The 22,196-nt window shown below is 64.2% G+C and carries 25 protein-coding genes, 1 tRNA gene and 1 pseudogene; 16 read left to right on the forward strand and 11 right to left on the reverse strand.

Annotation, left to right across the window (positions count from 1 at the left end):
* Nucleotides 1-40 precede the first annotated feature (40 nt).
* Together ACVIHF_RS39705 and ACVIHF_RS39710 are read left to right on the forward strand one after the other, a co-directional pair.
* Nucleotides 41-283, forward strand: a complete 243-nt coding sequence (locus tag ACVIHF_RS39705) for a hypothetical protein (RefSeq protein ID WP_076825188.1) — start codon at nt 41-43, stop codon at nt 281-283.
* A 108-nt stretch (nt 284-391) separates the two neighbouring features.
* The gene (locus ACVIHF_RS39710) at nt 392-1,123 is read left to right on the forward strand and encodes a hypothetical protein (protein WP_310882951.1); all 732 of its coding nucleotides are present in this window, start codon (nt 392-394) and stop codon (nt 1,121-1,123) included.
* 41 nt (nt 1,124-1,164) lie between these two features.
* On the opposite strand, the gene ACVIHF_RS39715 is transcribed toward ACVIHF_RS39710, so the two are convergent.
* On the reverse strand, nt 1,165-1,461 hold the full coding sequence (locus ACVIHF_RS39715; protein ID WP_253610078.1) for a hypothetical protein: 297 nt from the start codon (nt 1,459-1,461) through the stop codon (nt 1,165-1,167).
* Between ACVIHF_RS39715 and ACVIHF_RS39720 the strand changes: the two are divergent.
* Nucleotides 1,433-1,831, forward strand: a pseudogene (locus ACVIHF_RS39720) (TetR/AcrR family transcriptional regulator); the annotation flags it as partial. The gene ACVIHF_RS39715 and the pseudogene ACVIHF_RS39720 sit on opposite strands and share 29 nt — an antisense overlap.
* 3 nt (nt 1,832-1,834) lie before the next feature.
* On the opposite strand, the gene ACVIHF_RS39725 reads toward ACVIHF_RS39720, so the two are convergent.
* The 3 genes from ACVIHF_RS39725 to ACVIHF_RS39735 form a co-directional block, all read right to left on the reverse strand.
* A complete protein-coding gene (locus ACVIHF_RS39725) occupies nt 1,835-2,089 on the reverse strand; it encodes a hypothetical protein (RefSeq protein ID WP_141340215.1) in 255 nt (84 codons plus the stop codon).
* Nucleotides 2,090-2,252: 163 nt separating this feature from the next.
* Nucleotides 2,253-2,504, reverse strand: a complete 252-nt coding sequence (locus ACVIHF_RS39730) for a C40 family peptidase (RefSeq protein WP_057016389.1) — start codon at nt 2,502-2,504, stop codon at nt 2,253-2,255.
* Between the two features lie 654 nt (nt 2,505-3,158).
* Nucleotides 3,159-4,028, reverse strand: a complete 870-nt coding sequence (locus ACVIHF_RS39735) for a VOC family protein (protein ID WP_456793634.1) — start codon at nt 4,026-4,028, stop codon at nt 3,159-3,161.
* Nucleotides 4,029-4,995: 967 nt separating this feature from the next.
* Between ACVIHF_RS39735 and ACVIHF_RS39740 the strand changes: the two genes are divergently transcribed.
* Both ACVIHF_RS39740 and ACVIHF_RS39745 read left to right on the forward strand, forming a co-directional pair.
* Nucleotides 4,996-7,242, forward strand: a complete 2,247-nt coding sequence (locus ACVIHF_RS39740) for a TOMM precursor leader peptide-binding protein (protein WP_456793635.1) — start codon at nt 4,996-4,998, stop codon at nt 7,240-7,242.
* A gap of 92 nt (nt 7,243-7,334) precedes the next feature.
* Nucleotides 7,335-8,711: a SagB family peptide dehydrogenase gene (locus ACVIHF_RS39745; protein WP_310882957.1), complete on the forward strand. Its 1,377-nt coding sequence runs from the start codon at nt 7,335-7,337 to the stop codon at nt 8,709-8,711.
* Nucleotides 8,712-8,845: 134 nt separating this feature from the next.
* On the opposite strand, the gene ACVIHF_RS39750 is transcribed toward ACVIHF_RS39745, so the two are convergent.
* Nucleotides 8,846-8,930 (reverse strand) — tRNA-Leu (locus ACVIHF_RS39750).
* A 333-nt stretch (nt 8,931-9,263) separates the two neighbouring features.
* Here ACVIHF_RS39750 and ACVIHF_RS39755 point away from each other — a divergent pair.
* The gene (locus ACVIHF_RS39755; RefSeq protein ID WP_456793636.1) at nt 9,264-9,932 is read left to right on the forward strand and encodes an imm11 family protein; all 669 of its coding nucleotides are present in this window, start codon (nt 9,264-9,266) and stop codon (nt 9,930-9,932) included.
* Nucleotides 9,933-10,045: 113 nt separating this feature from the next.
* Nucleotides 10,046-10,618: a disulfide bond formation protein B gene (locus ACVIHF_RS39760; protein WP_456793637.1), complete on the forward strand. Its 573-nt coding sequence runs from the start codon at nt 10,046-10,048 to the stop codon at nt 10,616-10,618.
* 234 nt (nt 10,619-10,852) lie between these two features.
* Here the strand turns inward: ACVIHF_RS39760 and ACVIHF_RS39765 are convergent, their stop codons facing one another.
* Together ACVIHF_RS39765 and ACVIHF_RS39770 are read right to left on the reverse strand one after the other, a co-directional pair.
* Nucleotides 10,853-11,938: an AbrB family transcriptional regulator gene (locus tag ACVIHF_RS39765; RefSeq protein ID WP_375167014.1), complete on the reverse strand. Its 1,086-nt coding sequence runs from the start codon at nt 11,936-11,938 to the stop codon at nt 10,853-10,855.
* Between the two features lie 325 nt (nt 11,939-12,263).
* Nucleotides 12,264-12,545, reverse strand: a complete 282-nt coding sequence (locus ACVIHF_RS39770; protein ID WP_168857374.1) for a PsiF family protein — start codon at nt 12,543-12,545, stop codon at nt 12,264-12,266.
* Nucleotides 12,546-12,753: 208 nt separating this feature from the next.
* Here ACVIHF_RS39770 and ACVIHF_RS39775 point away from each other — a divergent pair, with 208 nt between their 5' ends.
* On the forward strand, nt 12,754-13,239 hold the full coding sequence (locus tag ACVIHF_RS39775; protein ID WP_456793638.1) for a hypothetical protein: 486 nt from the start codon (nt 12,754-12,756) through the stop codon (nt 13,237-13,239).
* Between the two features lie 81 nt (nt 13,240-13,320).
* On the opposite strand, the gene ACVIHF_RS39780 is transcribed toward ACVIHF_RS39775, so the two are convergent.
* Nucleotides 13,321-13,878 carry a TetR/AcrR family transcriptional regulator gene (locus ACVIHF_RS39780; protein WP_028342569.1) on the reverse strand — a complete coding sequence of 186 codons (558 nt, stop codon included), beginning with the start codon at nt 13,876-13,878 and terminating at the stop codon, nt 13,321-13,323.
* 208 nt (nt 13,879-14,086) lie between these two features.
* On the opposite strand from ACVIHF_RS39780, the gene ACVIHF_RS39785 reads away from it, so the two are divergent.
* The 6 genes from ACVIHF_RS39785 to ACVIHF_RS39810 all read left to right on the forward strand — a co-directional run bounded on the left by ACVIHF_RS39785 (nt 14,087) and on the right by ACVIHF_RS39810 (nt 18,237).
* Nucleotides 14,087-14,521 (forward strand): acyl-CoA thioesterase, encoded by a 435-nt coding sequence (locus ACVIHF_RS39785; RefSeq protein ID WP_057016296.1) that lies wholly within the window; start codon nt 14,087-14,089, stop codon nt 14,519-14,521.
* Nucleotides 14,522-14,526: 5 nt separating this feature from the next.
* Nucleotides 14,527-15,006: a PaaI family thioesterase gene (locus ACVIHF_RS39790; protein WP_456793639.1), complete on the forward strand. Its 480-nt coding sequence runs from the start codon at nt 14,527-14,529 to the stop codon at nt 15,004-15,006.
* A gap of 457 nt (nt 15,007-15,463) precedes the next feature.
* Nucleotides 15,464-15,850, forward strand: coding sequence for a CidA/LrgA family protein (locus tag ACVIHF_RS39795; RefSeq protein ID WP_456793640.1), 387 nt, complete (start codon nt 15,464-15,466; stop codon nt 15,848-15,850).
* Complete coding sequence (locus tag ACVIHF_RS39800) at nt 15,847-16,569, forward strand: LrgB family protein (RefSeq protein ID WP_253604578.1); 723 nt, start codon at nt 15,847-15,849, stop codon at nt 16,567-16,569. The genes ACVIHF_RS39795 and ACVIHF_RS39800 overlap by 4 nt, the downstream gene beginning before the upstream one ends.
* 216 nt (nt 16,570-16,785) lie before the next feature.
* Nucleotides 16,786-17,523, forward strand: a complete 738-nt coding sequence (locus ACVIHF_RS39805) for a sulfite exporter TauE/SafE family protein (protein ID WP_051003131.1) — start codon at nt 16,786-16,788, stop codon at nt 17,521-17,523.
* Nucleotides 17,524-17,559: 36 nt separating this feature from the next.
* Complete coding sequence (locus ACVIHF_RS39810; RefSeq protein ID WP_456777802.1) at nt 17,560-18,237, forward strand: DsbA family protein; 678 nt, start codon at nt 17,560-17,562, stop codon at nt 18,235-18,237.
* A gap of 73 nt (nt 18,238-18,310) precedes the next feature.
* Here ACVIHF_RS39810 and ACVIHF_RS39815 read toward each other — a convergent pair whose 3' ends face one another.
* Both ACVIHF_RS39815 and ACVIHF_RS39820 read right to left on the reverse strand, forming a co-directional pair.
* Nucleotides 18,311-18,517: a hypothetical protein gene (locus ACVIHF_RS39815; RefSeq protein ID WP_253624987.1), complete on the reverse strand. Its 207-nt coding sequence runs from the start codon at nt 18,515-18,517 to the stop codon at nt 18,311-18,313.
* Between the two features lie 63 nt (nt 18,518-18,580).
* Nucleotides 18,581-19,468 (reverse strand): LysR family transcriptional regulator, encoded by an 888-nt coding sequence (locus ACVIHF_RS39820; RefSeq protein ID WP_456793641.1) that lies wholly within the window; start codon nt 19,466-19,468, stop codon nt 18,581-18,583.
* Nucleotides 19,469-19,588: 120 nt separating this feature from the next.
* Between ACVIHF_RS39820 and ACVIHF_RS39825 the strand changes: the two genes are divergently transcribed.
* Nucleotides 19,589-20,329: an SDR family oxidoreductase gene (locus ACVIHF_RS39825; protein ID WP_456794168.1), complete on the forward strand. Its 741-nt coding sequence runs from the start codon at nt 19,589-19,591 to the stop codon at nt 20,327-20,329.
* A gap of 55 nt (nt 20,330-20,384) precedes the next feature.
* Nucleotides 20,385-21,284 (forward strand): SDR family oxidoreductase, encoded by a 900-nt coding sequence (locus ACVIHF_RS39830; RefSeq protein ID WP_456793642.1) that lies wholly within the window; start codon nt 20,385-20,387, stop codon nt 21,282-21,284.
* A 74-nt stretch (nt 21,285-21,358) separates the two neighbouring features.
* Here ACVIHF_RS39830 and ACVIHF_RS39835 read toward each other — a convergent pair whose 3' ends face one another.
* A complete protein-coding gene (locus tag ACVIHF_RS39835) occupies nt 21,359-22,195 on the reverse strand; it encodes an IS5 family transposase (protein ID WP_253605076.1) in 837 nt (278 codons plus the stop codon).
* Nucleotide 22,196 lies beyond the last annotated feature (1 nt).

A 22,196-nucleotide genomic window follows, 5' to 3' on the forward strand; every position in this document is an offset into this window, starting at 1 on the left:
TCGCCACGGCTGGTCGCCCGGCAGTTTGTGGGAATGCGACATGGCCTTTGAGGCGCTCTCCAAGACCCCGGCATCGCTCGACGAGCTCCGGACCCGGGTGTTTTACGCCCTGCAGCGGCATCCGCTGTGCCGTCAGGTCGAATTCGACATTGTCAGCACGCCGCGCACCCGCCGCACCAACTGGACGGTCAGCATGCACACGGTCCAGCCCGGCGCGCTCTGGACGGCGCATGAGATCGTCGCCGATATCCAGGAGGCCTATGAGCTCGACGTCGCGGCCTGATTTTCCGGCCGTTTCGGGACAATTTCACCTATTTGGCGTCGTCACGGCACGGTACCGCCGCATTTCGCGCGCAGTTTGCGGTGACACCGGCCGGCAATGGAGTAGTTTTTGACCAGAGCCATCACCCTCGCCGCGCTGACATGCTTCCTCCTCGCCAGCGCCGCGGTAACAGCCATTTTGGGCCGTGACAGCCTGCCGGCGGCGCAGGCCGACATTGGACCGGTCGCCAACCGTGCCAGCAAGCAGGACAAGCTCGCGGTCAGCACGCTTGCCGCGGCCTCGTTTGAGGCACCCCAGCCGATTGAGCCTTCCGCCAATCCGTCTCCGCTCCTGTTGCGGGCCCAAGCCGCGATTCCGGGCGCGCCTGACACGGTGCGCCAGGCCTATGCCTCCATCGAGCCGACCGATGTCGGCCTGCCGAAGATCACCGACCCCGTCGATGCGGCTCAGCCGAAGATCGCCGAGCCCGCACCCGCGCCGGTCGCCCCGGCGCCGCCGAAGTCCAAGGCAGCCGCCAAGCCGGCGCCGCAGAAGAGCTACGCGCTGCTGAGCGACGCCCAGATCGCCGGCATCAAGGACCGGCTGAAGCTGTCGTCGTCGCAGGAATATTACTGGCCGGCGGTCGAGACCGCATTGCGCGCCGTCGCCCGCAAGATCCACGCCAAGCGCCAGGGCGATCCCGCATCCGGCAGCATGCCGATCGATCCGGACTCCGAGGAGGTCCAGCAGCTGAAGTCGGCGGCGATGCCGCTGCTGTTCCAGCTCCGCGAGGATCAGAAGAACGAGGTCCGTTCGCTGGCGCGCCTGATTGGCCTCGAACGTGTCGCTGCGATGATCTGAGCGGCAGGGTCCGGCCGAAGCGGATCTGCGCTCCTTGTGCTCTAGCGGGCCTCCAGCGGCCGCAGCTTCTCCACCTTACCCTGGGTTTCGACGAGCAGCTGTTTCATGAAGTCCTTGTTGCGCTTCAGCCAGGGCTCGAGCGTCTGCCTGACGTCGCTTGGCGACTTCTTCTCGATGGCTTGCGCCAGCCGGGTCTGAAACGTCCCCCAATCCTTGAACATCTCCTTCAGCAGCGCATCGTCGGAGATGTTGATCGCCGACTTGATGTCGCCGACGGTTTCGAGCTCGCGCATATTGCCCTGTCGCAGGCGGCAGACCACCAGCCTGCTGAGTGACATTCTCGAGGATGCCAGGCGGCCGCCATTGGATCGGCTGCGTTCGTTGGTGCACGCCTTCATCCGCTCCGAATGCGAGGAGGCCGCGGTGCGCGTCGCGCTCAGCGACGCCGCGCCGCTCTATCGCGATGCGCCCGAGGCGCGCGCGGCACGGGCATCGGGCGAGCGCATCGTCGAAGCGTTCATGCGCGCGGCATCGCCGAAAGCGTCCGGCGCGGTGCGCGCGATGGCCGGCGATTTGATCACGACGACGCTGAGCACGGTGGGCAAAGATTTTTCCGAGAGCCCGCGAACGCCCGCCGAGATCGCGACCTATGCCGACGCCATGGCCGACATGTTCTGCGCGTATCTGAGGAGTCTCGGAAAGCGCTGAAGTTCACAGATAGTGCTTGGCGACCAGCAGAAACCCGAGCACGCCGCCGGTCACAGCGAAAACCGTCACGCCATTGCAGAGACTGACGTAAGCGGCCGACCAGTAAGAAACAGTCTGAGCGGCCGTCGCAACTTTTTTCGACTTCTGGGGCAAGCCAATTGGCTCCTGAAAAAGGCGCCGCCATCTGGTCAACACAGATGACGGCGCCCGTCTGAGGGCTTCAGGGCGAAACCCTGCTGCAGCGTAAGGTGCGATCATGAACGGTTCGTATACCGCCCGGCTGTCGCAAGCTCGCATGTCAGCTGAAGCGTCGAGGTTCCCTAAAGCATCACCCGGAAAAGTGCGCAGCGGTCTTCCGAAAAGATCATGCTCAAACAAGAGGCCAAAGCGCGATGACGATTCGACCCAATCTCATCGCGCTTTAGAACGAAGCGTAGGCATTTCGAAATGCGATGGCGCCAGCCAGCGAGCGCGGCCGCGTGCGCACGGCATGCCCGTCGTTGCCGCTCTGCACGATCCACTGGCCGTTCTCCTGACCCACGATCTTGCCGACGTGGTGACGCCAAACCACGATGGTGCCGACCGAGGGGCCGCCGGCATTGGTGCCGTAGCTTGCCCAGGATCGGGCCAGATTGAATTGCGGACCGGGATCGCTGCCGACCTGGGTGCGCATGAACCAGCCGCACCACGCAGCTGGGCGACCGGAATGTGCAGAGTGCCGATGGTGATGGTGACGGCCGCGGGCTTCGGCAGTTGAAGCGAACGCCAAAAGAACCGCCACAGCGGCGAGAAGTTTACGCATTACAAAGTCCTTCTTGCTGTTGGCAGACCATCCATGTTGTGGGGGGAAGCGCAGCGATGATCTGCGATTGGCTTGCGAAGCGACCGCATCGGTCAGGCGACGCATAACGAAGGCGGGGCATGGCCCGCGCAGGCGTTTAAGAAACGGGCTATGGCCAAAATATGGCCGGTACGTCCCGTCAGGCGGCCGCGACACTGCCGAAGACGTCAGGCTTGGTCCGCGCAATGGCTGCTAATTTGATCACCGCGGTTGTGCTCTCGGACAGCGACGCGTTGTCGAGCCGGCCAGCCTAGGATCGGCTGCCGATCGTGAGTCAGTGCGGTGTGGTGATTGTAAACAGTCCGTCTTCGCTTTCGCGTTGCTCGAGCTTCGCCGGACACGCTTCGCCCTTGCAGGCTTCGCGGCCGCGCCACGCGAAGCCTGCAAAGGCGAAGCGTGGTGCACCATTCAGAATACAAATGCGCAATCTACCTAATTTAAATACCTGTATAATTCTGCTGCGGACAAGGTCGACACGTTTCCGACCTATCGCTTGGTCTTGTGAAGGACCAATTTGCCCTGCGAAGCGACATCACCCCACCTGGCGGACCAATTGAGTTCCGAGGCGGAGGGTCGCTCAGTGCCTTTCTGATCCCAAGCTCCCTGTAGCGCAAATAGAGCCCCTTGGGGATCGGCACATCGCAAGATCCAGCAACCGTCGGGCAACTCGATTGGACCTTGGAGGACCCGGCCCCCGCCAGCATCAACGCGCTTGGCAGCCGCACCGATGTCGTCGACATTGAAGTAATAGAGCCAGCAGGGTTGCGATACGCTCGGAAGTTTGGTGAGCATTCCGCCGATCGTCTGGCCGGCCGCCGAAAACAATTCGTACAGGTCGGCCGGCCCGGTTTCAGCGTGAGCCTTCTGCCAGCCAAGAAGCTCGCCGTAAAACGGGAAGATCTTGTTCCGGTCTTCAGCCAGCAACTCGTGCCAGCCCACGCGTCCAGGCTCGTCCAATCCGCTGGGTTGCCGTTGGCCATATGTCAGCCCGGAAACCAGTGCAAACGTCGCTCCTTGCGGATCGGCGACCACCGAAATTCGGCCAATATTGCTGGCGGTCGGCGTTACCAGAATGGCGCCCCCACGACGGCGGATCTGCACCGCTTTCGCATCCACGTCATCGACGGCGATGTAGCCGACCCATCTCGGCCTCGCTCCCAATCGCAGCCCCTCTTCCGGGAGATGCATGAGTCCAACTGCCGGGGCGTCGCCTACAGTAAGCAGCGTATAGGCGAATTCCGGAGTCGACGCATCTTCCACCGCCCAGCCGATGACCTTGCCATAAAAATCAGCTGCTGCCGGCATGTCCGTCGTCAGCAACTCATACCAGGCGAAGCGTCCGAGTTGATCGACCAAGCTAATTTCCCCGTTCAAGCGGGCCGACGATTGCGCACTGCATCAAATTGCACCCGTTGCAATCCGCTCTACGGGCGCGGATTGTCGATTTAATCGACCAAATTGCGCGATATCGTTCATGAAGATGAATGCAATCAGAACGAGCTCTATTACATTTTGTGTATACCGTAATTCTTGTCTGCCTCGTTCGCTCGGCGTAAGATCGTGCTTCGGAAGTCCTTTCTTCCAAACTGGGAGGATGCGGCCATGCAGCGGGCGAAGCAAGCTTCGAGAAAGAAGCGAACGACCAACGCCGCGGTACCGGCGCTGGGATTAGCCGGTCTGACTTTTTCGCTCGCGGGCAGCGCATATGCCTCCGCCGTGCCCTCCGGCGACGTTCAACACAAGCCGAACTTCGCGCCGGGCCATATGACGACGCTCAGTGAGGAAGAACTCGCCGACGTCAGTCTCGCCACCTTCCACCTCAATCTCATCGACGATGAAAGCGTCGGAGGCCGCGTGCTGCTCGCGCGGGGATGCGGTGGTTGCCGTGGCTGCGGAGGCGCCAGAGGTTGCGGAGGCTGCAGGGGTTGCGGAGGATGCAGGGCCTGCAGAGGCTGCCGCTGCGGTGTCGGTTGCGGTGGATGTGGCGGCTGCGGCGTTGGTTGGATCGGCGTAGGCGTGCCATTGGTCTCATGCGCAGGCTGCTGTGCATCCTGGGGCCGCTGCCGCTGGTGCTAGCGCTCACTGACTGGGCGTCGACACGTCGCGATTTCATTGGCCGGGCGCCCGAACGACCCGGCCAATTTTTTGCTTTCGTTATACATTCGCCGCGCCTGGCTGATCAGCTTGCCGACGGTGGGCGAGTGTGATCCAAATTGCTCGCAGAATGCCGGTGGCCGAACGCGGCGCACAAGTCGCGCAATGCCATGGTTTGCCGCGCTCCGGCGATCGGAAGTGACTGCAACAGGATCAGCGTGCCGCCCCGATGACAGTCAATGGCAAGAGCCGCACCGCGAGGCAGAGCCGCAAGGGCATTTTGCGATTCGCGCCGAACTTTACCGCTTATGTGATTCCTCCCGATGTGGTCTGCCTCTACTCCGAGAACCGCAAATTCTTCCTGCATGGTGATCTCTATTGTGCGGTGGCCGCGGCGATCGGCAAAAATGGTAAGGCTGCACCAGAGATCGTTCGGCAGCTCTCAAAGAATTTTCCCGCCGACAAGATCGAGGAAGCGATCAGGCGGCTGCTGGAGCGCCGATATGTCGTAAGCGGCGCGCCGCACGCGTTCGCAGGCGTCGTCGATGGATATTGGGCGAGTCTCGGCCTCCCCCCCGAGGTCGCAGAACAGAATCTCCGCGATTGCCCCGTGCGGGTCGAAGCCATCGATGTCAAAGGCGCCAACGAACTTGCCGCGGCCTTGAGCAAGCTCGGTGTTCGGATCACCAAGCGGTCGCCCAAGCTCACGATCACACTGGCGAACGATTATCTTGACCGGCGGCTCGTCGAATTGAACGGAAAGCGCTTTGGCGATGGGACGCCCTGGCTGCTGGCGCAGCCGTCCGGCGTGTTTCCGCTGGTGGGACCCGTGTTCAAGCCGGGCGAGAGCGCCTGCTGGACTTGCCTGTTCGATCGCATGATACGCAATCGGGAGATCAAGGGATTTCTCGATCGCAGAGCGGCGCAGGTGGTCGCCGTATCGCCCCTGGTCGGCGACGCCGTCGGACAAATCGGCATCCACTTCGCTGCTGTTGAAATCGCAAAAGCGATTGCCTCGGGATTTCGTACCGATCTGCGCGATCACATCGCAAGCTTCGACCTGACCGGTGCCGTCATTGCCAAGCATTACGTCGCGCGACGCCCGCAGTGTCGTACCTGCGGCAGCAGGAAGCTGCAGAGTCCGCGCCGGGCGACAGCGCCGATCGAGATCGCGGAGGGCGGAAAGCTCGTCATGACCAGCGGCGGTTATCGCGCCGTGACGTCGCGAGCCACCGTAGCACGGTTCCGCAAGCACGTCAGTCCGCTGACCGGCGTCGTCTCACGGCTCGAGCGGATCGAGGCCGATCTGCCGATGAACACGAATTTTTTCGCCTACCACAATTTCTCGGCGCCGGCCTGGAACGTCGACCAGCTCAGATCCGGATTGAGCGGCGGCAGCTTCGGCAAGGGCTCCACAGCCGAGCAGGGCGAGGCCAGCGCGTTGATGGAGGCGATCGAGCGCTATTCGGGCATTTTCCAGGGCGACGAGATCAGGACGAAGCGCCGCTTTGTCGATTTCGCTCCCGGCGCCGCTCTTCTTCCCAACGAAGTACAGCTTTTCAGCGACGCGCAGTTTCAAAACAGACATACCTCGCAGCCGGACGATTCACATCTGGTGCCTGAGCCGCTCGATCCCTCGACCAAGACGGAGTGGTCGCCGGTCTGGTCGTTACGGGACAAGCGTTTCAAACATCTTCCAACGGGCCTCTTGTACTTCTTCTATGGCGGCTTCCACACGGATTCCAACGGATGCGCGGCCGGCAACACCCGGGAGGAAGCCATCGTTCAAGGCTTCCTCGAACTGGTCGAACGCGACGCCTACGCGATCTGGTGGTACAACCGGCTGCAACGTGCAGAAGTCGACCTCGCGCAATTCGAAGATCCCTATGTGCGGGATCTGCAAGCCCAGCTTGCCGATGCGGGGCGCAGGCTTTGGGTGCTCGACATCACCAGCGATCTCGGTATTCCCTCTTACGTGGCGATCATCCATTGGATGCAGAACGGACACGAAAATATCGAATTCGGTTCCGGCTCGCATTTCGATCGCCGCATAGCCCTGCTGCGTTCCCTCACCGAACTGACCCAGTTCATGTCGATTGGCATGATGGGCGGCGGAAGTGGCGAGAAGCCGACGCTGGACGGTGTCACGCCGCTGCGACTGGACGATTATCCGTTCCTGATCCCCAGCGACAATCCGATCGTGCCGTCGGCGCCGAGCCTCAAGGTTCACGACAACGCGCGCGACCAGGTCAATGCCTGCATCGAGATTGCCACCGGCGCGGGATTTGATTTCCTCGTGCTCGACCAGACGCGGCCCGATGTCCAGGTGCCCGTCGTCAGAGTGCTCGTTCCGGGGTTGCGACATTTCTATCGCCGCTTCGCGCCCGGCCGACTTTACGATGTTCCGATGAAGCTCGGATTGCTGAATCGTCCGCGACTGGAAAGCGAGCTCACGCCATTCCTTCCACACACCTGAAGGCTGGCTCGTTGCGCAACTTCCGGAAAACGAAGCTCAGGAAGGTCGCACCCGTCATCGTCGCCCGATTGAACGGTCGTTGCTCCCTTCACATGCAGGCGGACGGAAGCATCGCTGCAGGCTTGGGCGGCTACTCGATCAATCTGGGACAATTCAGTGCGGCAGCGGTCGACCGTGCGGGACATCTCACCAGCGGCCTGCCGCTCGCCTCCTTTGCGGGCAAAGGTGTCCTCGCGAGGCAGGTTCATGCCCTCGTGCGGCGACTGGCAGGGCATGGACTTCTCGAATACCGCTTATGCTCTCCGCGTGACGAGCAAGACCTCGTGGTCATCGAGCCGCAGGTCGCCGAATACTGGCCACAACGTGCAAAGCTGGGGAACGGTGATACCATTGTGCTGTCGCGCTTCGCCTATCTGCGCCGGCGCGGCAGCGAGATGGTGCTGGAATCACCGCGCGCCGGCGCGCTGTTTCGGATTTTCGATCCCGCCATCGCTGCCACCCTCGCTGCCCTGTCGCGGCCTCAGAAGATCAGCGAGCTTCGCCGCCATGCGGCCTCCGCGAACCTCGATCTGCTCGGATTGCTGCTCGACAGCAAGATGCTGATTAGGCTCAATGCGAAAGACGGCGACGGCCTTCGGGTGAATGAAGGCGACGGCAATCTCGTTCTCTGGGACTTCCACGATCTCGTGTTTCATACGCGGAGCACGGAGGGCCGGCACACCAATCCAGTTGGCGGCGCGTTCACCCATGCGGGCGTCGTTCCACCGCTACCCGCGGTGCGCCCGCCTTGGCCCGGCAAGAAGATCGACCTCGGCAAATTCTCCACGTCGGGGTCGGTCTCGCACTTCGCGAAGCTGTTGCGCGAACGCCATTCAATACGAGATTTCGACGACCAGCATCCGGTCACGCTCGCCGAGCTCGCGCAGTTTCTCGACACGACAGCCCGCGTGCTGTCGGAATGCAAGATCGGCGCAGATTTTGACGGCGGTCCCGAGGTCACCTACAGCGCAAGACCCTATCCGTCGGCAGGCGGCGCGTATGAGCTGGAACTATACTTGGCGGTCTTGAACTGCGGGGAGCTTGCACGTGGACTTTACCACTATGACGCGGGCAGCCACGCGCTTGTCGCGATCGACACCTCCGCCCAACAACTCCAAGCGCTTTCTACGGCGGCCGAGTTTGCCATGGACGCATCCGGTCCACCGCAGGTCTTGATCACGATCGCCGCGCGCTTTGGGCGGATCTCCTGGAAATACAGCTCAATCGCATATTCGTTGATCCTGAAGGACGTCGGCAACCTGATCCAGACGTTCTATCTGACGGCGACCGACATGGGCCTTGGTGGCTGCGCAATCGGCACCTGCAACATCGATCTGTTTGCAAAAATGACGGGGCTTGAATTCCACGTGGAGGGCCCGGTCGGTCAATTCGCGCTCGGACGCGGCAGGAAACCGGCCCCCTCTAGCTAAAGGGGAGGTCTTTCGAATGTTTACGGCCTGGATCGCACGCGAATGGCGCCCAGCGGCGGGATTCGGCTTCGCCCTTCGGGCTACGCCGGGACGAGCCTTCGTGCGGATGGCTTGTCGGCTACGGCTGCGCTGAATGGTGCCCCTGGCCGGAATCGAACCAGCACTCCTTGCGGAACTCGATTTTGAGTCGAGCGCGTCTACCAGTTCCGCCACAGGGGCATTCGCAATGGTCCCGGCCGGGAAGGCCGGGGTCGCGAAGCGCGGCGGACTATAGCGGGCGGCCCGTCATGGTCAACCCGCGCGGGCGGGATGTCCCGCGCCCCGGCAGCGGAATTTCCGGCGGGTGTGACCCCGAGGACGACGCAAGGCGCTTGCCGTCCGTATGGCAGTCACGGAAGAGTTTGCCCGGCGGCGGCAGCCGCTGCCACCGTCCCCAAGCCTGGCCGCGGCTGCGGCAACCTACTTCGAGACGGAGGCGCGAGCGTAACGGTATTGTCCGGTTCGTCGATCTCGATGAACGCACGGGGCACTTGAAGCAAGGGGCACTTGAACATGGTGTGGGGATGGTACGAGCGCAGCCAATTCGGCGACTTCTTCCCGAACGGCGACTATGTGGGCTGGGAGGAAGGCCTCAAGCAATATTTCGACGAGCAGATGTCTGCGGAGCAAAGGGCGGCGCTGAACGACTGGCACGTCGCTTACATCGGGGAGGTGGCTCGCAAGTTCAGGGAGGACAGGGGCCTGCTCGAGCCGCACGAACGTCCGTTGGAATTCAGGATGGAGGATTCACGCAAATCGCTCGGATCGCTGCTGCATTTGACCAACGGCGTCCGTGCCGTCGATGCAACCTTGCACGCCATCATCGAGAAGCTGGAGCCGGGCGTGCACCAGTTCTGGCCGCTACGGATCACCACGCCGAAGGGCAAGGACTACCCCGTTCCGTATTACGGCATCATCGTCCGCCGTTACATCGACAGCTTCGTGCCGGAACAAAGCGCCGTCCATCAGGTGTCGGAGGGATCGACGGCGTATTTTGCAAACAATCCCACGAAAAAGGGCTATGGCAGTCTGACGGTCTTGAAGCGTGTCAGCGTCGGCGCCCATCTCTGGCATGAACGCAGGCTGCTCAATCCGAGCCTTTTCTTTTCCGATGAGCTGCAGGCGGCGATGACCCAGTGGGGCCTGCGCGTTCCCACGCATCACCGACTGAACGCGATCTGACCGCGGCGGACGGCGGCCGTCACGGTCAACCCGCGCGGATGTGATTGTCCCGCGCCTCGACAGCGGTATTTTCACGCGATACGACCGCAATCGACGACCTTGGAGCAGGGCCCATGACCCTCCCGAACGATGCCCGCAGGAGGACCGACGTGACGATTGCCACCGCCCATCCGTCGCATGCTTCCGCCGCCGGCAATCCGGCGCTGACCTCGTCGCTGGCGATTGCCGTGATCGCGGCGGCGACCCTGGCCGGCGCCTGGTTCTTCCAGCTCGTGCTGGAGATCATGCCTTGTCCGCTCTGCCTCGAGCAGCGCTATGCCTATTACCTCGCGGTGCCGCTCGGCGCCGTGGTGGCGCTCGCGGCCGCCCGCGGCGCGCCGCGTCCGGTGCTGCTCGCGGGCCTTGCGATCCTCGGCCTCGCCGCGCTCGCCAATGCCGGGCTCGGCACCTATCACGCCGGTGTCGAATGGGGGTTCTGGCCGGGGCCGACCGATTGCACCGGCCCGATGGTGGATTTCGGCAAGGCCGGCTCGCTGCTGGACCAGCTCGACAAGGTCAAGGTGGTGCGCTGCGACGAGGTGCAGTGGCGCTTCCTCGGCATCTCGCTGGCCGGCTACAACGTGCTGATCTCGCTCGTGATGGCCGCGATCGCCGGCTGGGGCGTGATGCGAGCCGCGCGGGCATAAGCCCGTAGGGTGGGTAGAGCGAAGCGAAACCCACCATCCTTGCTGCGGAACGAAGCCGATGGGTTTCGCTGCGCTCTACCCATCCTACGCTTCCACGGATAAAGCCCGCCCGTCTCTCGATCCGTCATGCTGAGGAGGCTGCGAAGCGGCCGTCTCGAAGCATGCACGGCCCGGCCGGTGGCCGTTCATCCCTCGAGACGCGCTTCGCGCTCCTCAGGATGACGGTTGGTAGAGCTAATCGTCGACGTCGTCCTGCGGCCGGCCGAACAGATGGATGATGCCCGGCGTCGAGATGGTGACGAACAGGAAGCGCGACAGATGATGCGCGCCGACGAAGATCGGGTCGATGTGCAGCGTCAACGCCAGCGCCAGCATCGCGTCCATCGCGCCCGGCGCGAAGGCGACCACGACGTCGGCGAGCCGCACATGGGTGGTGAAGCCGATCACCGCGACGAACACGGCCGAGATCAGGATGGCAATCGCAAACGAGCCGAGCCCGGCATTGACGTGACTGAGCAGCGTCGAGGTCTTCATCCGCGCGAAGCGGGTGCCGATGATGGCGCCGATGCCGACCAGCGCGACGTTGCGGAGCCAGGGCGGCAGGCCGCCATCGACCAGCCCGGAGCCGTGCAGCAGGCTGGAGGCGAGCATCGCGCCGAACATCCAGCTGGCGGGGAATTTGATCCAGCGCAGCAGCAGCGAGACGCCGATCGATAAGGCGACCAGCGCGACGAGGCCGAACGGCGAGGCGACCGTCGTCGGCAATGGCGGCGGCGCTGCATGCGTCACCCCGGTCAGCGCCAGCACCAGCGGCAGCGCCGCGGTCAAGATGATCACGCGCATGGTCTGCACCACCGCGATCGCCGCGACGTCGGCGCCCTTTTCCGCGGCGAGGATCGTGATCTGCGACAGCGCGCCCGGGCTGCCGGCAAGGAAAGCCGACGTCTGGTCCCAGCCATGGATGCGTTGCAGATAGAGGCTCGAGCCGAAGGTCGAGCAGAACGTCGCCAGCGCCAGCAGGCCGATGGTGAGCGGATAGGAGCTCATGTGCTGCAGCAATTGCTGCGACATCAGCGAGCCCAGGGAGATGCCGAGCAACAGCAACACCGATTGCGTCAGCACCGCCGGCACCGCGAGCGGCCGTCCGGCCAATGCGGCGATCGCGACCGCGACCATCGCCCCCGAGATCAGGCCGCCCGGCAATTCTGCCCACAGAAACAGCAAGCCGCCGACGGTGCCGATGACGAGGGTCTCGAGCCCGTTCAGGACTTTGCTGCGGTCGGGAATGGCCGTTGCCATCGAAGCGCGGATCAGGGTCACGCCGCCTTATGGCAAATTCGCGTGAACGCGACAAATGCATCTCGCGATTGCAGCATTGCGCCCCGGCTCGCCCGGCGCACAGATTTTCACCCTTCGAAACCAGCCGGGGGATTGCGATCAGTATCGCCACAAACTCGTCATGTCCGGGCAGAAGCGAAGCGCGTGTTCGCGCAGGCGTCCCGGCCATCCACGCCTTTGCCACGCGCAAGCCAACACGCAGATGCCCGGCACAAGGCCGGGCATCACGGGTTCGTCGAGCGATCGAGCGCGTTCGCGATTGCCCTCCCCGATGGGGAGAGCGAATCGGATCAGACCTGTCCGGACGTTACTTCGTCGCCGCGGGCGCTGCAGCGGCGCCGCCCGACTTCTCCTTCTTGCACTCGGAGCGGAATTTCTTGCGCTCCTTGCCGTGCAGCCCCTTGGCGTCGGCTTCCTTCGAGCATTCCAGCGACTCGGCGGTGCGCGGCTTCTTCTCGGCCGGCGCCTTGGTCTCGGCCTTCGGAGCGGCGTCCTTGGCGGCGGGCGCGGCCGTTTGCGCGAAAGCTCCGCCCATCAGCAGCAGGGAGGCCAGGGCGGTTGCGGACGCGAGCGTGGAAATCGTCTTCATGGGGCACCTCGTGAGGGAAAGAGGGCCGAAACGTCGCGCGACGATGCTGAACCGTGGATGAACATGCAGCGGTCCCGCCGCCACAATATTTTAACGCGCAGGCGCGCAGGCGCGTTGTCGCAAGTCGGGGTTGCGCTAGGATAATGGTCTTACGCCAATGCTCCCCACGGGAAACCAACGGGAAACCAGGGATGACGGGAGACCAGCGATGACCATTCAAACCAGATTGTTGTGCGTGCTTGCGGTGTCGGGCTTTGCAGCCTTTGCGGCGAGCGCGCCGGCGCAGGCCCTGACCGCGCAGGAATGCAGCGCCAAGTACCAGGCGGCCAAGTCGGCCGGCACCCTCGGCGGCCAGAAGTGGAATGATTTCCGCAAGGCGCAGTGCGGCGCCGACGCGACCCCGGCTGCGGCGCCCGCCGCTCCGCCGCCGGCAGCCGCCGCGCCCGCTCCGGCCGCGCCGAAGGAAGCCAAGCAGGCGCCCGCCGCGGCACCGGCGGCGCCGGCAGGACCCGCCGTATTTCCGAACGCCGTCGATCCCAAATACGCCAAGGAGTCCGAAGGCAAGGGACGCATGCACACCTGCGTCGACCAGTACAACGCCAACAAGGCCACCGGCGGCAATGGCGGCCTGAAGTGGATCCAGAAGGGCGGTGGCTATTACAGCGAATGCAACAAGCGCCTGAAGGGCGCCTGAGCGAGCCGACCGAGTCTGGCGAGCGGCCGGCGTAAGCCGGCCGCTTTCTGTTTGCACCGGCTCTATTGGCTGCAGCTCTCTCTACGGGTTTTCCGTGAGCAGCTTGTCCGCCGACTGCGCCAGCAATTGCGCGCGCTTGCGCGGGCCGCGCTCGAGAAACAGCAGGCTCTGGCCGAAGATGAAGCAGTAGAACAGGAAGGCCTGCGCATCGGCCTCTTCAGTCGGCAGCCCGGTGGCGCGATAGAGCTGGGCGACATTCTTCAGCCGCGCGGCATCGACGCTCGCGGCGGCGGCGGCGGCGGCCTCATCGGTGCGCGCCCATTGCCGGATCGCGAGCTCGACCGCCATCGCCTCGGTGTTCATGCGCTCCGAATACAGCGTGATGATCGCCTTCAGCCGCTCGCGCGCGCTGGCGCCGTCGAGCGCGGTGTGCTTCTCGATCGATGCGATGCGGCCGTCGCGCCAGCGCGTCAGCATGGCCTCGAGCAGCGCGGCGCGATCCCTGAAGCGGCGGTAGAAGCCGCCCTTGGTGACGCCGAGATTCTTCGCCAGTACCTCGACCCGCACGCCGTCGACCCCGCTATGCGCGAGTTCGGCGAAGCCGGCCGCGACCCAGACGTCGCCTTTGCTTTCAGTCATGCGATCTCCGCGCATCCATAATGCGCGATGGGATCGTCATCGCGCATTAATCGCTTGTTTGTGCATGATCTCCGCGCAAACGCGTTGCGTTTGTCGCGAGGGAAAGCCGCTTTGCACTTTTCCGGGATCATGCTTTGATACGGTACCGTATTGCTAGCCTGCTTCGTCCCTGATACGCTACCGTATCAAAAATCGAAGGAGGGATCAGATGGAGGGCGAGGCGACCTACCGCGGCACGGTCTATCCCTGGCACTGCGACCATATCGGCCACATGAACGTCATGTGGTATGTCGGCAAGTTCGACGAGGCGAGCTGGAACATGTTCGCGCGGCTTGGCCTGACGCCGAGCTATCTGCGCGAGTCCGGCCGCGGCATGGCCGCCGTGCAGCAGAACATCTCCTATAAGCGCGAGCTGCTCGCCGGCGACCTCGTCGAGGTCAAGAGCCGGCTGGTCGAGTTCCGCGACAAGTCGATCCGTATCCTGCACGAGATGCGCAATGCGGAGACCGGCGAGATCGCCGCGACCTGCGAGATCGCGGCCGTGCATATCGACCGTGCCGCGCGCAGATCGACGCCGTTCGCGCCGGCGATCCGCTACGCGGCGATGCCGCATCTCGTGCCGTCAGAGCCCGCAATCGCGTGACCGCCATGCCGCGTTTCGAACCGAAGAATCCAAACTATCGCGCCGTCGCGACCGATACTTTCGCACGCCAGCGCGCGATGCAGACGCTTGGTATCTCGATCGAGCGCATGGAGCCCGGCGAGGTCGATCTTGCGATGCCCTATGCGCCGGAATTCTGCCAGCAGAACGGCTTCGTGCATGCCGGGATCATCACCGCGGGGCTCGACAATGCCTGCGGGATCGCCGCCTTCACGTTGATGCCCGAAGGCTCCGACATCCTCACCGTGGAGTTCAAGACCAATCTGCTGGCGCCGGCCCGCGGCGAGCGATTCGTGTTCCGCGGCGTCGTGGTCAAGCCCGGCCGCACGCTGACCGTCTGCGACGGCCGCGCCTACGCGGTCCAGGACGGCGTCGAGACGCTGGTCGCGACCATGAGCGGCACGCTGATGGCGCTGGCGCGGCGGGAGTCGCCGCCGACGGGTGGAGCTCTATCTCCGTCACCCTGAGGAGCCGCAAAGCGGCGTCTCGAAGGGTCGACGGCCCCATCGTTACGACGAAGGAGTGCGCGGGCTTGTCCGGGCCGTGCATCCTTCGAGGCTCGCAAGAGCTCGCGCCTCAGGATGACGGTGCTGAACGGGTCGAGGCGCGGTTGCTTTCGCAGGGACGACGATTGTGGATGCAGGCCGCGCCACACACCCCGTGTCGTCCTGGCGAAAGCCAGGACCCATTACCCCGAATCTCAATTGTTGCGCTGGCTGGGGCCACGATCCCGGTCATCACCGAATGCGGTGGTTATGGGTCCCTGCTTTCGCAGGGACGACAAGCGGGGATGACGGTCTGAGAAAGTGTGACGGATTTGAGAGCGGCGGCGCCCAAGATCTGCGCATGCATCCAAGACCCACGCATTGACAAGGTCCCGCCACACCGACCTGATAGGCGGATGTCTCGCGTGAGCTTCCTGCCATGATCGCCAGCCTCAGCCTGATCCTGCTCTGCCAGCTGGTCGGCGAGGTCGCCGTGCGCGCGCTGGCGGTACCGGTGCCGGGCCCGGTAGTTGGCCTCGTGCTGCTGTTGTTGGTGCTGTTGGCGCGCGACCGCTTTCCGGCGCTGGCGCGCGGGCCGCTCGGCGATGACGGCGTCGAGAGCGCGAGCCGCGGCATGCTCGCCAATCTCTCGCTGCTGTTCATTCCGGCCGGCGTCGGCGTGGTGCAGAAGCTCGATCTGCTCGCCGAGCACGGCATCGCGGTCCTGGTGATCCTCGCGGTTTCGGTCATCGTCACCCTGCTGGCGACGGTTGCGACCTTCGTTGCGGCGAGCAGTTTGTTGTCGCGCGAGGAGGAGAGGCCGTGAACGACAATCCGTTCTCGCTCTGGGTCTATCTCTCGCAGTCGCCGCTGCTCTGGCTGACGGTGACGCTGTTGACCTATGCTGCGGCCGACGCGGTGTCGCTGAAGACAAGGCGGCACCCGCTCGCCAATCCCGTGCTGCATTCGGTGTGGATCATCGGCGTATTCCTGCTGCTGACCCGAACCTCCTACACCACCTATTTTGCCGGTGCGCAGTTCGTGCACTTCCTGCTCGGGCCGGCGACGGTGGCGCTCGCGGTGCCGCTCTACGAGAATCGCCGGCGGGTCGCGGCGGCGATCCTGCCGATGCTGGTTGCGCTCGCGATCGGCTCGCTGACGGCGATCGTCTCGGTGGTGCTGCTGGCGCAGGCGTTCGGGCTGCCGCGCGACGTCATCCTGTCGCTGGCGCCGAAATCGGTCACCGCCGGCGTCGCGATGGGCATCAGCGAATCCCTGCATGCCGATCCCTCGCTGACCGCAGTGTCGGTGATCCTCACCGGCATCATGGGGGCGATCATCGTCACGCCGCTGATGAACTTCACCGGCATCACCGACTTTCGCGCCCGCGGCTTTGCGGCGGGCATCGCCGCCCATGGCATCGGCACCGCGCGCGCCTTCCAGGTCGACGAGGTCGCCGGCGTCTTCGCCGGGATCGCGATGAGCCTGAATGCGCTGGTCACCTCGCTGCTGGTGCCGCTGGCTGTGACATATCTGCTGCGCTGAGCATGATCCGGAAAAGTGGGAACCGGTTTTCCCTCGCGACAAACGCAACGCGTTTGCGCGGAGATCATGCTGATATAGAGAGTCCGGCTGCAGGGCAGTTTTGTGCTATTGGTATGGCGTTGAGCAGCAAATCCTTCTAGGGTCGCCGGCTCAAACGCGAGTCTGTTCCCCTTGGTCTTCTCCGCAACTCAAAGCGTGCTTGGGCTGGCATCGGGCATGCTGGTCGGTTTTTCGCTGGGCCTGGTCGGCGGCGGCGGCTCGATCCTTGCCGTGCCGTTGATGGTCTACGTGGTCGGCGTGCCGGAGCCGCATGTCGCGATCGGCACCTCGGCGATCGCGGTCGCCGCCAACGCCGCGGTCAATCTCTCCAACCACGCCCGCGGCGGCACCGTGATCTGGTCCTGCGCGCTGGTGTTCGCGCTGTCGGGCATGCTGGGCGCGTTCGGCGGCTCGATCCTCGGCAAGATGCTGGAGGGGCAGAAGCTGCTCGCGCTGTTCTCGCTGGTGATGCTGGTCATCGCGGGCCTGATGCTGAAGAATCGCGCGCGGGTCGGGCTGACCGACGTCAAGATCTCGATGTCCAACATGCCCGCGATCATCGGCCTCGGGCTTGCCACCGGAACCATGTCGGGGTTCTTCGGCATCGGCGGCGGCTTTTTGATCGTGCCGGCGCTGATGCTGGCGACCGGGATGCCGATCATGAACGCGGTCAGTTCCTCGCTGGTTGCCGTCACCGCCTTCGGCATGACCACGGCCCTGAGCTATGCGTGGTCCGGGCTGGTGTCGTGGGGCCTGGCGGGGCTATTCGTCGCCGGCGGCATCGCGGGCGGCCTTCTCGGCACAAGCAGCGCCCGCCACCTGTCGGAACGGCGCGGCGCGCTTAATATCGTGTTTGCGACTGTGATTATCGTGGTGGCGATCTATATGCTGCTGCGTAACATCAATGTGTCCTGAACGTAGAAGGGCGAAGAGCTCTTGCGAAAGCCAGCTATGAACCAACTGACGAAATCGCCCCTGATCAACGCCGGTGCCACCCGCCGCGGCGCGCTCGGCCTGTTCGGTGCCGGCATCGCTCTCATGGCCGCGGGCGCCGCACGCGCCGAGGACGACAATGTCCTGACCGAGGAGCAGGTGCTGCGCGATCCGGATATTCCTGACATCGGCAACCCCAAGGGCGACATCACCATCGTCGAATGGTTCGATTACAACTGCCCCTATTGCCGCAAGCTCGCGCCGGAGCTGCGCCAGGTGGTGCAGGACGACGGCAAGGTCCGCCTCGTGCTGAAGGATTGGCCGATCCTCGGACCGGTCTCCAAGGTCGCGGCGCGGATGGCGCTGGCGGCGAAGTACCAGAACAAGTTCGACGTCGCGCATGAGGCGATGATCTCGGTCAATTCGCGCATCACCGAGCCGCGCATCGCCGAATTGCTCTCGGGCGCCGGCCTCGACATGGACCGCCTGAAGAAGGATCACGACGCCAACGCCAAGGCGATCGACGCGATCCTTTCCCGCAACAACGAGCAGGCGCTGGCGTTCGGCTTCAACGGCACGCCGTCATTCATCGTCGGCAAGTACCGCGTACCGGGCGTGCTCAGCATGGATCAGTTCGAGCAGGTGATCGCCGACGCCCGCAAGGCCAATATGGGCCGCAAGACCGAGCAGAATTGATCGCGCTTCCTGCAACGAAAATGGCCTCTCCGGCGAGAGGCCATCTGCTTTTGTGTCGGCTTGAAAACAATCGTTACTTCGCCGCGATCTTGTCCCACTGCTCGCGGGTGCGCGTCTTCAGCAGGTTCCAGTCACGCGCTGCGACGTCCCAATTGACGATGGTGCGCGTGTCCTGCGCCACCTCGCCATTGGCGACGCTCGACGTCCGCATCGAGTCATAGACATAAACGCCGCATGTCAGCAGCAGCGCGCCCAAAATCATGCCGAAAAAGGTCCGCATCGCTCAATCCCTCCGGTGTCGGAAGCATAACGTTGCGGGGCTCGCTGTGGTTCCGGCGATCGATCAACTGCGCGCGAACGCCCGCATCACGTAATCGATGAACACGCGCACGCGCGGCGAGAGCTGGCGGTTGCGCGGATAGAGCAGGTTTACCGGCACCGATGGCGGCGGGCATTGCTGCAGCACCGGGACCAGCGTTCCGTTTGCCAGATCGGCTTCGGCGTGGAAGCGCGGCACCTGCACGAGGCCGAGACCGAGTTTGGCGCTCGCCAGGTAACTCTCGGGGCCGGTCACCGACATCGGCGCCGGCAGCGGAATCTGCTTCAGCGTGCCGTCGATCACGAACTCCATCGGCCGCAGGCGTCCCGTGGTCAGCGAGCGGATGCCGATCATGCGATGGCCGTCGAGCGCGAACGGATCGGCGGGCGTGCCGAAGCGCGCAAGGTAATCCGGCGTCGCGCAGGTCAGCCGCTCCAGCATCGTGACCTGCCGCGCGATCATGTCGCTGTCGGGCAGCTTGCCGAAGCGCAGCACGCAGTCGACGCCTTCGCGGATCAGATCGACCCAGCGGTCGCTCTCGCTCATGTTGATCTCGATGTCGGGATATTCGGCGAGAAAGCCCGGCAGGTTCGGCAGCAGGAAGTGCCGCGCCAGCGTGCCCTGCACCTCGAGCCGCAGCAGCCCCTTCGGCCGCGCGCCGCCGAACGCGCCCTCGGCGTCTTCGAGGTCCGCGATCAGCGACAGGCAGCGGCGGTAGTGCGCCTCGCCATCGAGCGTCGGGCGGACCGTGCGCGTGGTGCGCTCGAGCAGCCGCACGCCGAGCCGCGCCTCCAGCCCCTTCACCGCGTCCGTCACCGTCGAGCGCGGCAGACCCAGATCCTCGGCGGCGAGCGAAAAGCTGCGCCGCTCGACCACCCGGGTGAACACGCGCATCGCGTCGAAACGGTCCATCTATTGTCCGGAAATAACGAATAGTGGTGTCAGATGATGCATGATTATCCGGAAGACGCCAAGACCTAGTATCCTCCCATCGAACGCGGCGCGGCCGCACAACCTGATGGGAGACTGAAAATAACCAACCAAACCAACAAGGTAGCTCTGGTGACGGGTGCCTCGCGCGGGATCGGCGCGGCGGTTGCCGAACGCCTCGCCAGGGACGGCTTCACCGTCGTCATCAACTACTCCGGCGACGCCAGGTCCGCCCAGGTGGTGGCCGACAGGATCGAGGCCGCCGGCGGCCGGGCACTGACCGCGAAGGCTGATGTCAGCGATGCCAACGCGGTGCGCGGCATGTTCGACGCGGCGGAAGCCGCCTTCGGCGGCGTCGACGTGCTGGTCAACAATGCCGGCATCATGAAGCTCGGCAAGATCGCCGACAGCGACGACGCCGCGTTCGACCAGCAGGTCGCGGTCAACCTGAAGGGCAGCTTCAACACCATGCGCGAGGCGGCGCGCCGGCTGCGCAACGGCGGACGCATCGTCAACTTCTCGACCAGCGTCGTCGGCACCAAGCTTGAGACCTACGGCATCTATGTCGCGACCAAGGCCGCGATCGAGTCGTTGACGGCGATCCTGTCCAAAGAATTGCGCGGCCGCGGCATCACCGTGAATGCCGTCGCGCCCGGGCCGACCGCGACCGACCTGTTCCTGCACGGCAAGTCGGACGAATTGATTGACCGCTTCGCCAAGATGGTGCCGCTGGAGCGCCTCGGCACACCCGATGACATCGCCAATGCCGTGTCGTTCCTCGCCGGCCCCGACGGCTCCTGGATCAACGGCCAGACGCTCCGCGCCAATGGCGGCCTGGTCTGACGCCGCACATCTCCAACCCAACTCGCATTCAACCGACTTCACAAGGATACGTGTCATGAAACAGGTCATCGTCATTACCGGCGCTTCGAGCGGCTTCGGCCGCCTCACCGCCAACGCGCTCGCCAGGGCCGGCCACACTGTCTACGCCTCGATGCGCCACACCACCGGCCGCAACGCCGCCGCGGTCGCCGATATCGAGGAGTTCGCGCGCGACAACAAGGTCGACCTGCGCTCGCTCGAGCTCGATGTCGGCTCGCAGGCGTCGGTCGATGCGGCGATTGCGCAGATCGTCGCCGAGGAAGGCCGCCTCGACGTCGTAATGCACAATGCCGGCCACATGGTGTTCGGCCCGGCGGAGGCCTTCACGCCCGAGCAGCTTGCCGAGCTCTACGACGTCAACGTGCTGTCGACCCAGCGCGTCAATCGCGCGGCGCTGCCGCAGCTGCGCAAGCAGGGCAGGGGACTCGTGGTCTGGGTGTCGAGCAGCTCTTCGGCCGGCGGCACGCCGCCCTATCTCGCGCCGTATTTCGCGGCCAAGGCCGGCATGGATGCGATGGCCGTGATCTATGCCCGGGAGCTCACGCGCTGGGGCATCGAGACCTCGATTATCGTGCCCGGTGCCTTCACCGGCGGCACCAACCACTTTGCGCATTCCGGCCGTCCCGCCGACGAGGCCCGCGTCGCCGAATATGAGGCCGGTCCCTATGCCGGCTTCGGCGAGGAGATCATGAAGGCGTTCGCGGCGATCGTGCCCGAGGATGCCGACGCCTCGTCGGTCGCCGACGCGATCGTCAAGGTCGTCGATACGACGTTCGGCAAGCGGCCGTTCCGCGTCCACATCGATCCGACGCAAGATGGCGCCGAAGTCGCATTCGGCGTGATCGACCGCGTCCGCAACGAGATGCTGCACCGGGTCGGCTTCTCCGACCTGCTCAAGCCGCGAGATAACCAGTAACGTTGTCTGGGTTGAAGAGTAGCGCCCGCGCGGCCCCACCCGTCACCCGTCATCCTGAGAGTCTGACTCATAAGTCACCCAACCTTACCAGCAGCGGCAAGTCTGCGGGTCAGGAGCCTGATGTGTGCAATCAGCAGCCAGGCAGCTTCGGTTGCCACCGTCGCCTCGAAGTCCTTGGCGAGGCGGCGGCATCTGCCGAACCAAGCGAATGTGCGTTCAACCACCCACCGCCTCGGCAGAAGCTGGAAGCCTTTGACGCCTTGAGGCCGCTCGACGATCTCGACAGTCCATGGACCGCAGTCTGAGAGCGCGTCGAGGAGTTGATTTCCGCGGTAGATCCGGTCGGCAAAGACGTGGCGCAGCCGGGGGAAGTTCATCCGCACGTTCTTCAGCAGCGGTACGGCGCCATGGCAGTCCTGAACGTTGGCCGGATGAACATGAACCCCGAGGAGGAGGCCATTGGTATCCGTCACGATATGCCGCTTGCGGCCGTAGATGCGCTTGCCTGCATCGTAGCCGCGCGGTCCGCCAGCTTGGGTGGTCGGCGCACTTTGACTGTCGATCACGGCTGCCGTCGGCTTCGGTGTCCGTCCAAGCTTTTTTCGCGCCCGTCGGACAAGCACGCTGACAATCCTCTGCCACCGGCCTGTATCCCGCCATCTATAAAAATAGCCCTGCACCGTCGAATAGGGCGGGAACTCCTGCGGCAACGCCCGCCACTGGCAGCCGGTCGAAACGATATAGAGGATCGCTTCGATCACACGACGCAGCTCCGTCTTACGCGGCCGGCCGCGCCGGTTCGCTCGCGGCAACAGGCGTCTGATCAGCGCCCACTCCGCATCGGTCATATCGCTTGCATAACGCAGATCGTCCCGCCGATATTGCTCCCGAGTGATCTTGGTCCAGGGCATC

It is taken from the genome of Bradyrhizobium sp. USDA 4506 (assembly GCF_054058795.1).

What these genes read in the sequence shown, in the direction of transcription:
- ACVIHF_RS39790 (WP_456793639.1), top strand. Translation starts at nt 14,527, where the DNA reads ATGCCGCGTTTCGAACCGAAGAATCCAAACTATCGCGCCGTCGCGACC.
- ACVIHF_RS39730 (WP_057016389.1), bottom strand. Translation starts at nt 2,504, where the DNA reads ATGCGCACCCAGGTCGGCAGCGATCCCGGTCCGCAATTCAATCTGGCC.
- ACVIHF_RS39820 (WP_456793641.1), bottom strand. Translation starts at nt 19,468, where the DNA reads ATGGACCGTTTCGACGCGATGCGCGTGTTCACCCGGGTGGTCGAGCGG.
- ACVIHF_RS39725 (WP_141340215.1), bottom strand. Translation starts at nt 2,089, where the DNA reads ATGATCGCACCTTACGCTGCAGCAGGGTTTCGCCCTGAAGCCCTCAGA.
- ACVIHF_RS39810 (WP_456777802.1), top strand. Translation starts at nt 17,560, where the DNA reads ATGAACCAACTGACGAAATCGCCCCTGATCAACGCCGGTGCCACCCGC.
- ACVIHF_RS39795 (WP_456793640.1), top strand. Translation starts at nt 15,464, where the DNA reads ATGATCGCCAGCCTCAGCCTGATCCTGCTCTGCCAGCTGGTCGGCGAG.
- ACVIHF_RS39760 (WP_456793637.1), top strand. Translation starts at nt 10,046, where the DNA reads ATGACCCTCCCGAACGATGCCCGCAGGAGGACCGACGTGACGATTGCC.
- ACVIHF_RS39705 (WP_076825188.1), top strand. Translation starts at nt 41, where the DNA reads ATGGCCTTTGAGGCGCTCTCCAAGACCCCGGCATCGCTCGACGAGCTC.
- ACVIHF_RS39805 (WP_051003131.1), top strand. Translation starts at nt 16,786, where the DNA reads ATGCTGGTCGGTTTTTCGCTGGGCCTGGTCGGCGGCGGCGGCTCGATC.
- ACVIHF_RS39815 (WP_253624987.1), bottom strand. Translation starts at nt 18,517, where the DNA reads ATGCGGACCTTTTTCGGCATGATTTTGGGCGCGCTGCTGCTGACATGC.
- ACVIHF_RS39770 (WP_168857374.1), bottom strand. Translation starts at nt 12,545, where the DNA reads ATGAAGACGATTTCCACGCTCGCGTCCGCAACCGCCCTGGCCTCCCTG.
- ACVIHF_RS39785 (WP_057016296.1), top strand. Translation starts at nt 14,087, where the DNA reads ATGGAGGGCGAGGCGACCTACCGCGGCACGGTCTATCCCTGGCACTGC.
- ACVIHF_RS39715 (WP_253610078.1), bottom strand. Translation starts at nt 1,461, where the DNA reads ATGTCACTCAGCAGGCTGGTGGTCTGCCGCCTGCGACAGGGCAATATG.
- ACVIHF_RS39740 (WP_456793635.1), top strand. Translation starts at nt 4,996, where the DNA reads ATGACAGTCAATGGCAAGAGCCGCACCGCGAGGCAGAGCCGCAAGGGC.
- ACVIHF_RS39780 (WP_028342569.1), bottom strand. Translation starts at nt 13,878, where the DNA reads ATGACTGAAAGCAAAGGCGACGTCTGGGTCGCGGCCGGCTTCGCCGAA.
- ACVIHF_RS39835 (WP_253605076.1), bottom strand. Translation starts at nt 22,195, where the DNA reads ATGCCCTGGACCAAGATCACTCGGGAGCAATATCGGCGGGACGATCTG.
- ACVIHF_RS39830 (WP_456793642.1), top strand. Translation starts at nt 20,385, where the DNA reads ATGAAACAGGTCATCGTCATTACCGGCGCTTCGAGCGGCTTCGGCCGC.
- ACVIHF_RS39755 (WP_456793636.1), top strand. Translation starts at nt 9,264, where the DNA reads ATGGTGTGGGGATGGTACGAGCGCAGCCAATTCGGCGACTTCTTCCCG.
- ACVIHF_RS39775 (WP_456793638.1), top strand. Translation starts at nt 12,754, where the DNA reads ATGACCATTCAAACCAGATTGTTGTGCGTGCTTGCGGTGTCGGGCTTT.
- ACVIHF_RS39745 (WP_310882957.1), top strand. Translation starts at nt 7,335, where the DNA reads ATGCAGGCGGACGGAAGCATCGCTGCAGGCTTGGGCGGCTACTCGATC.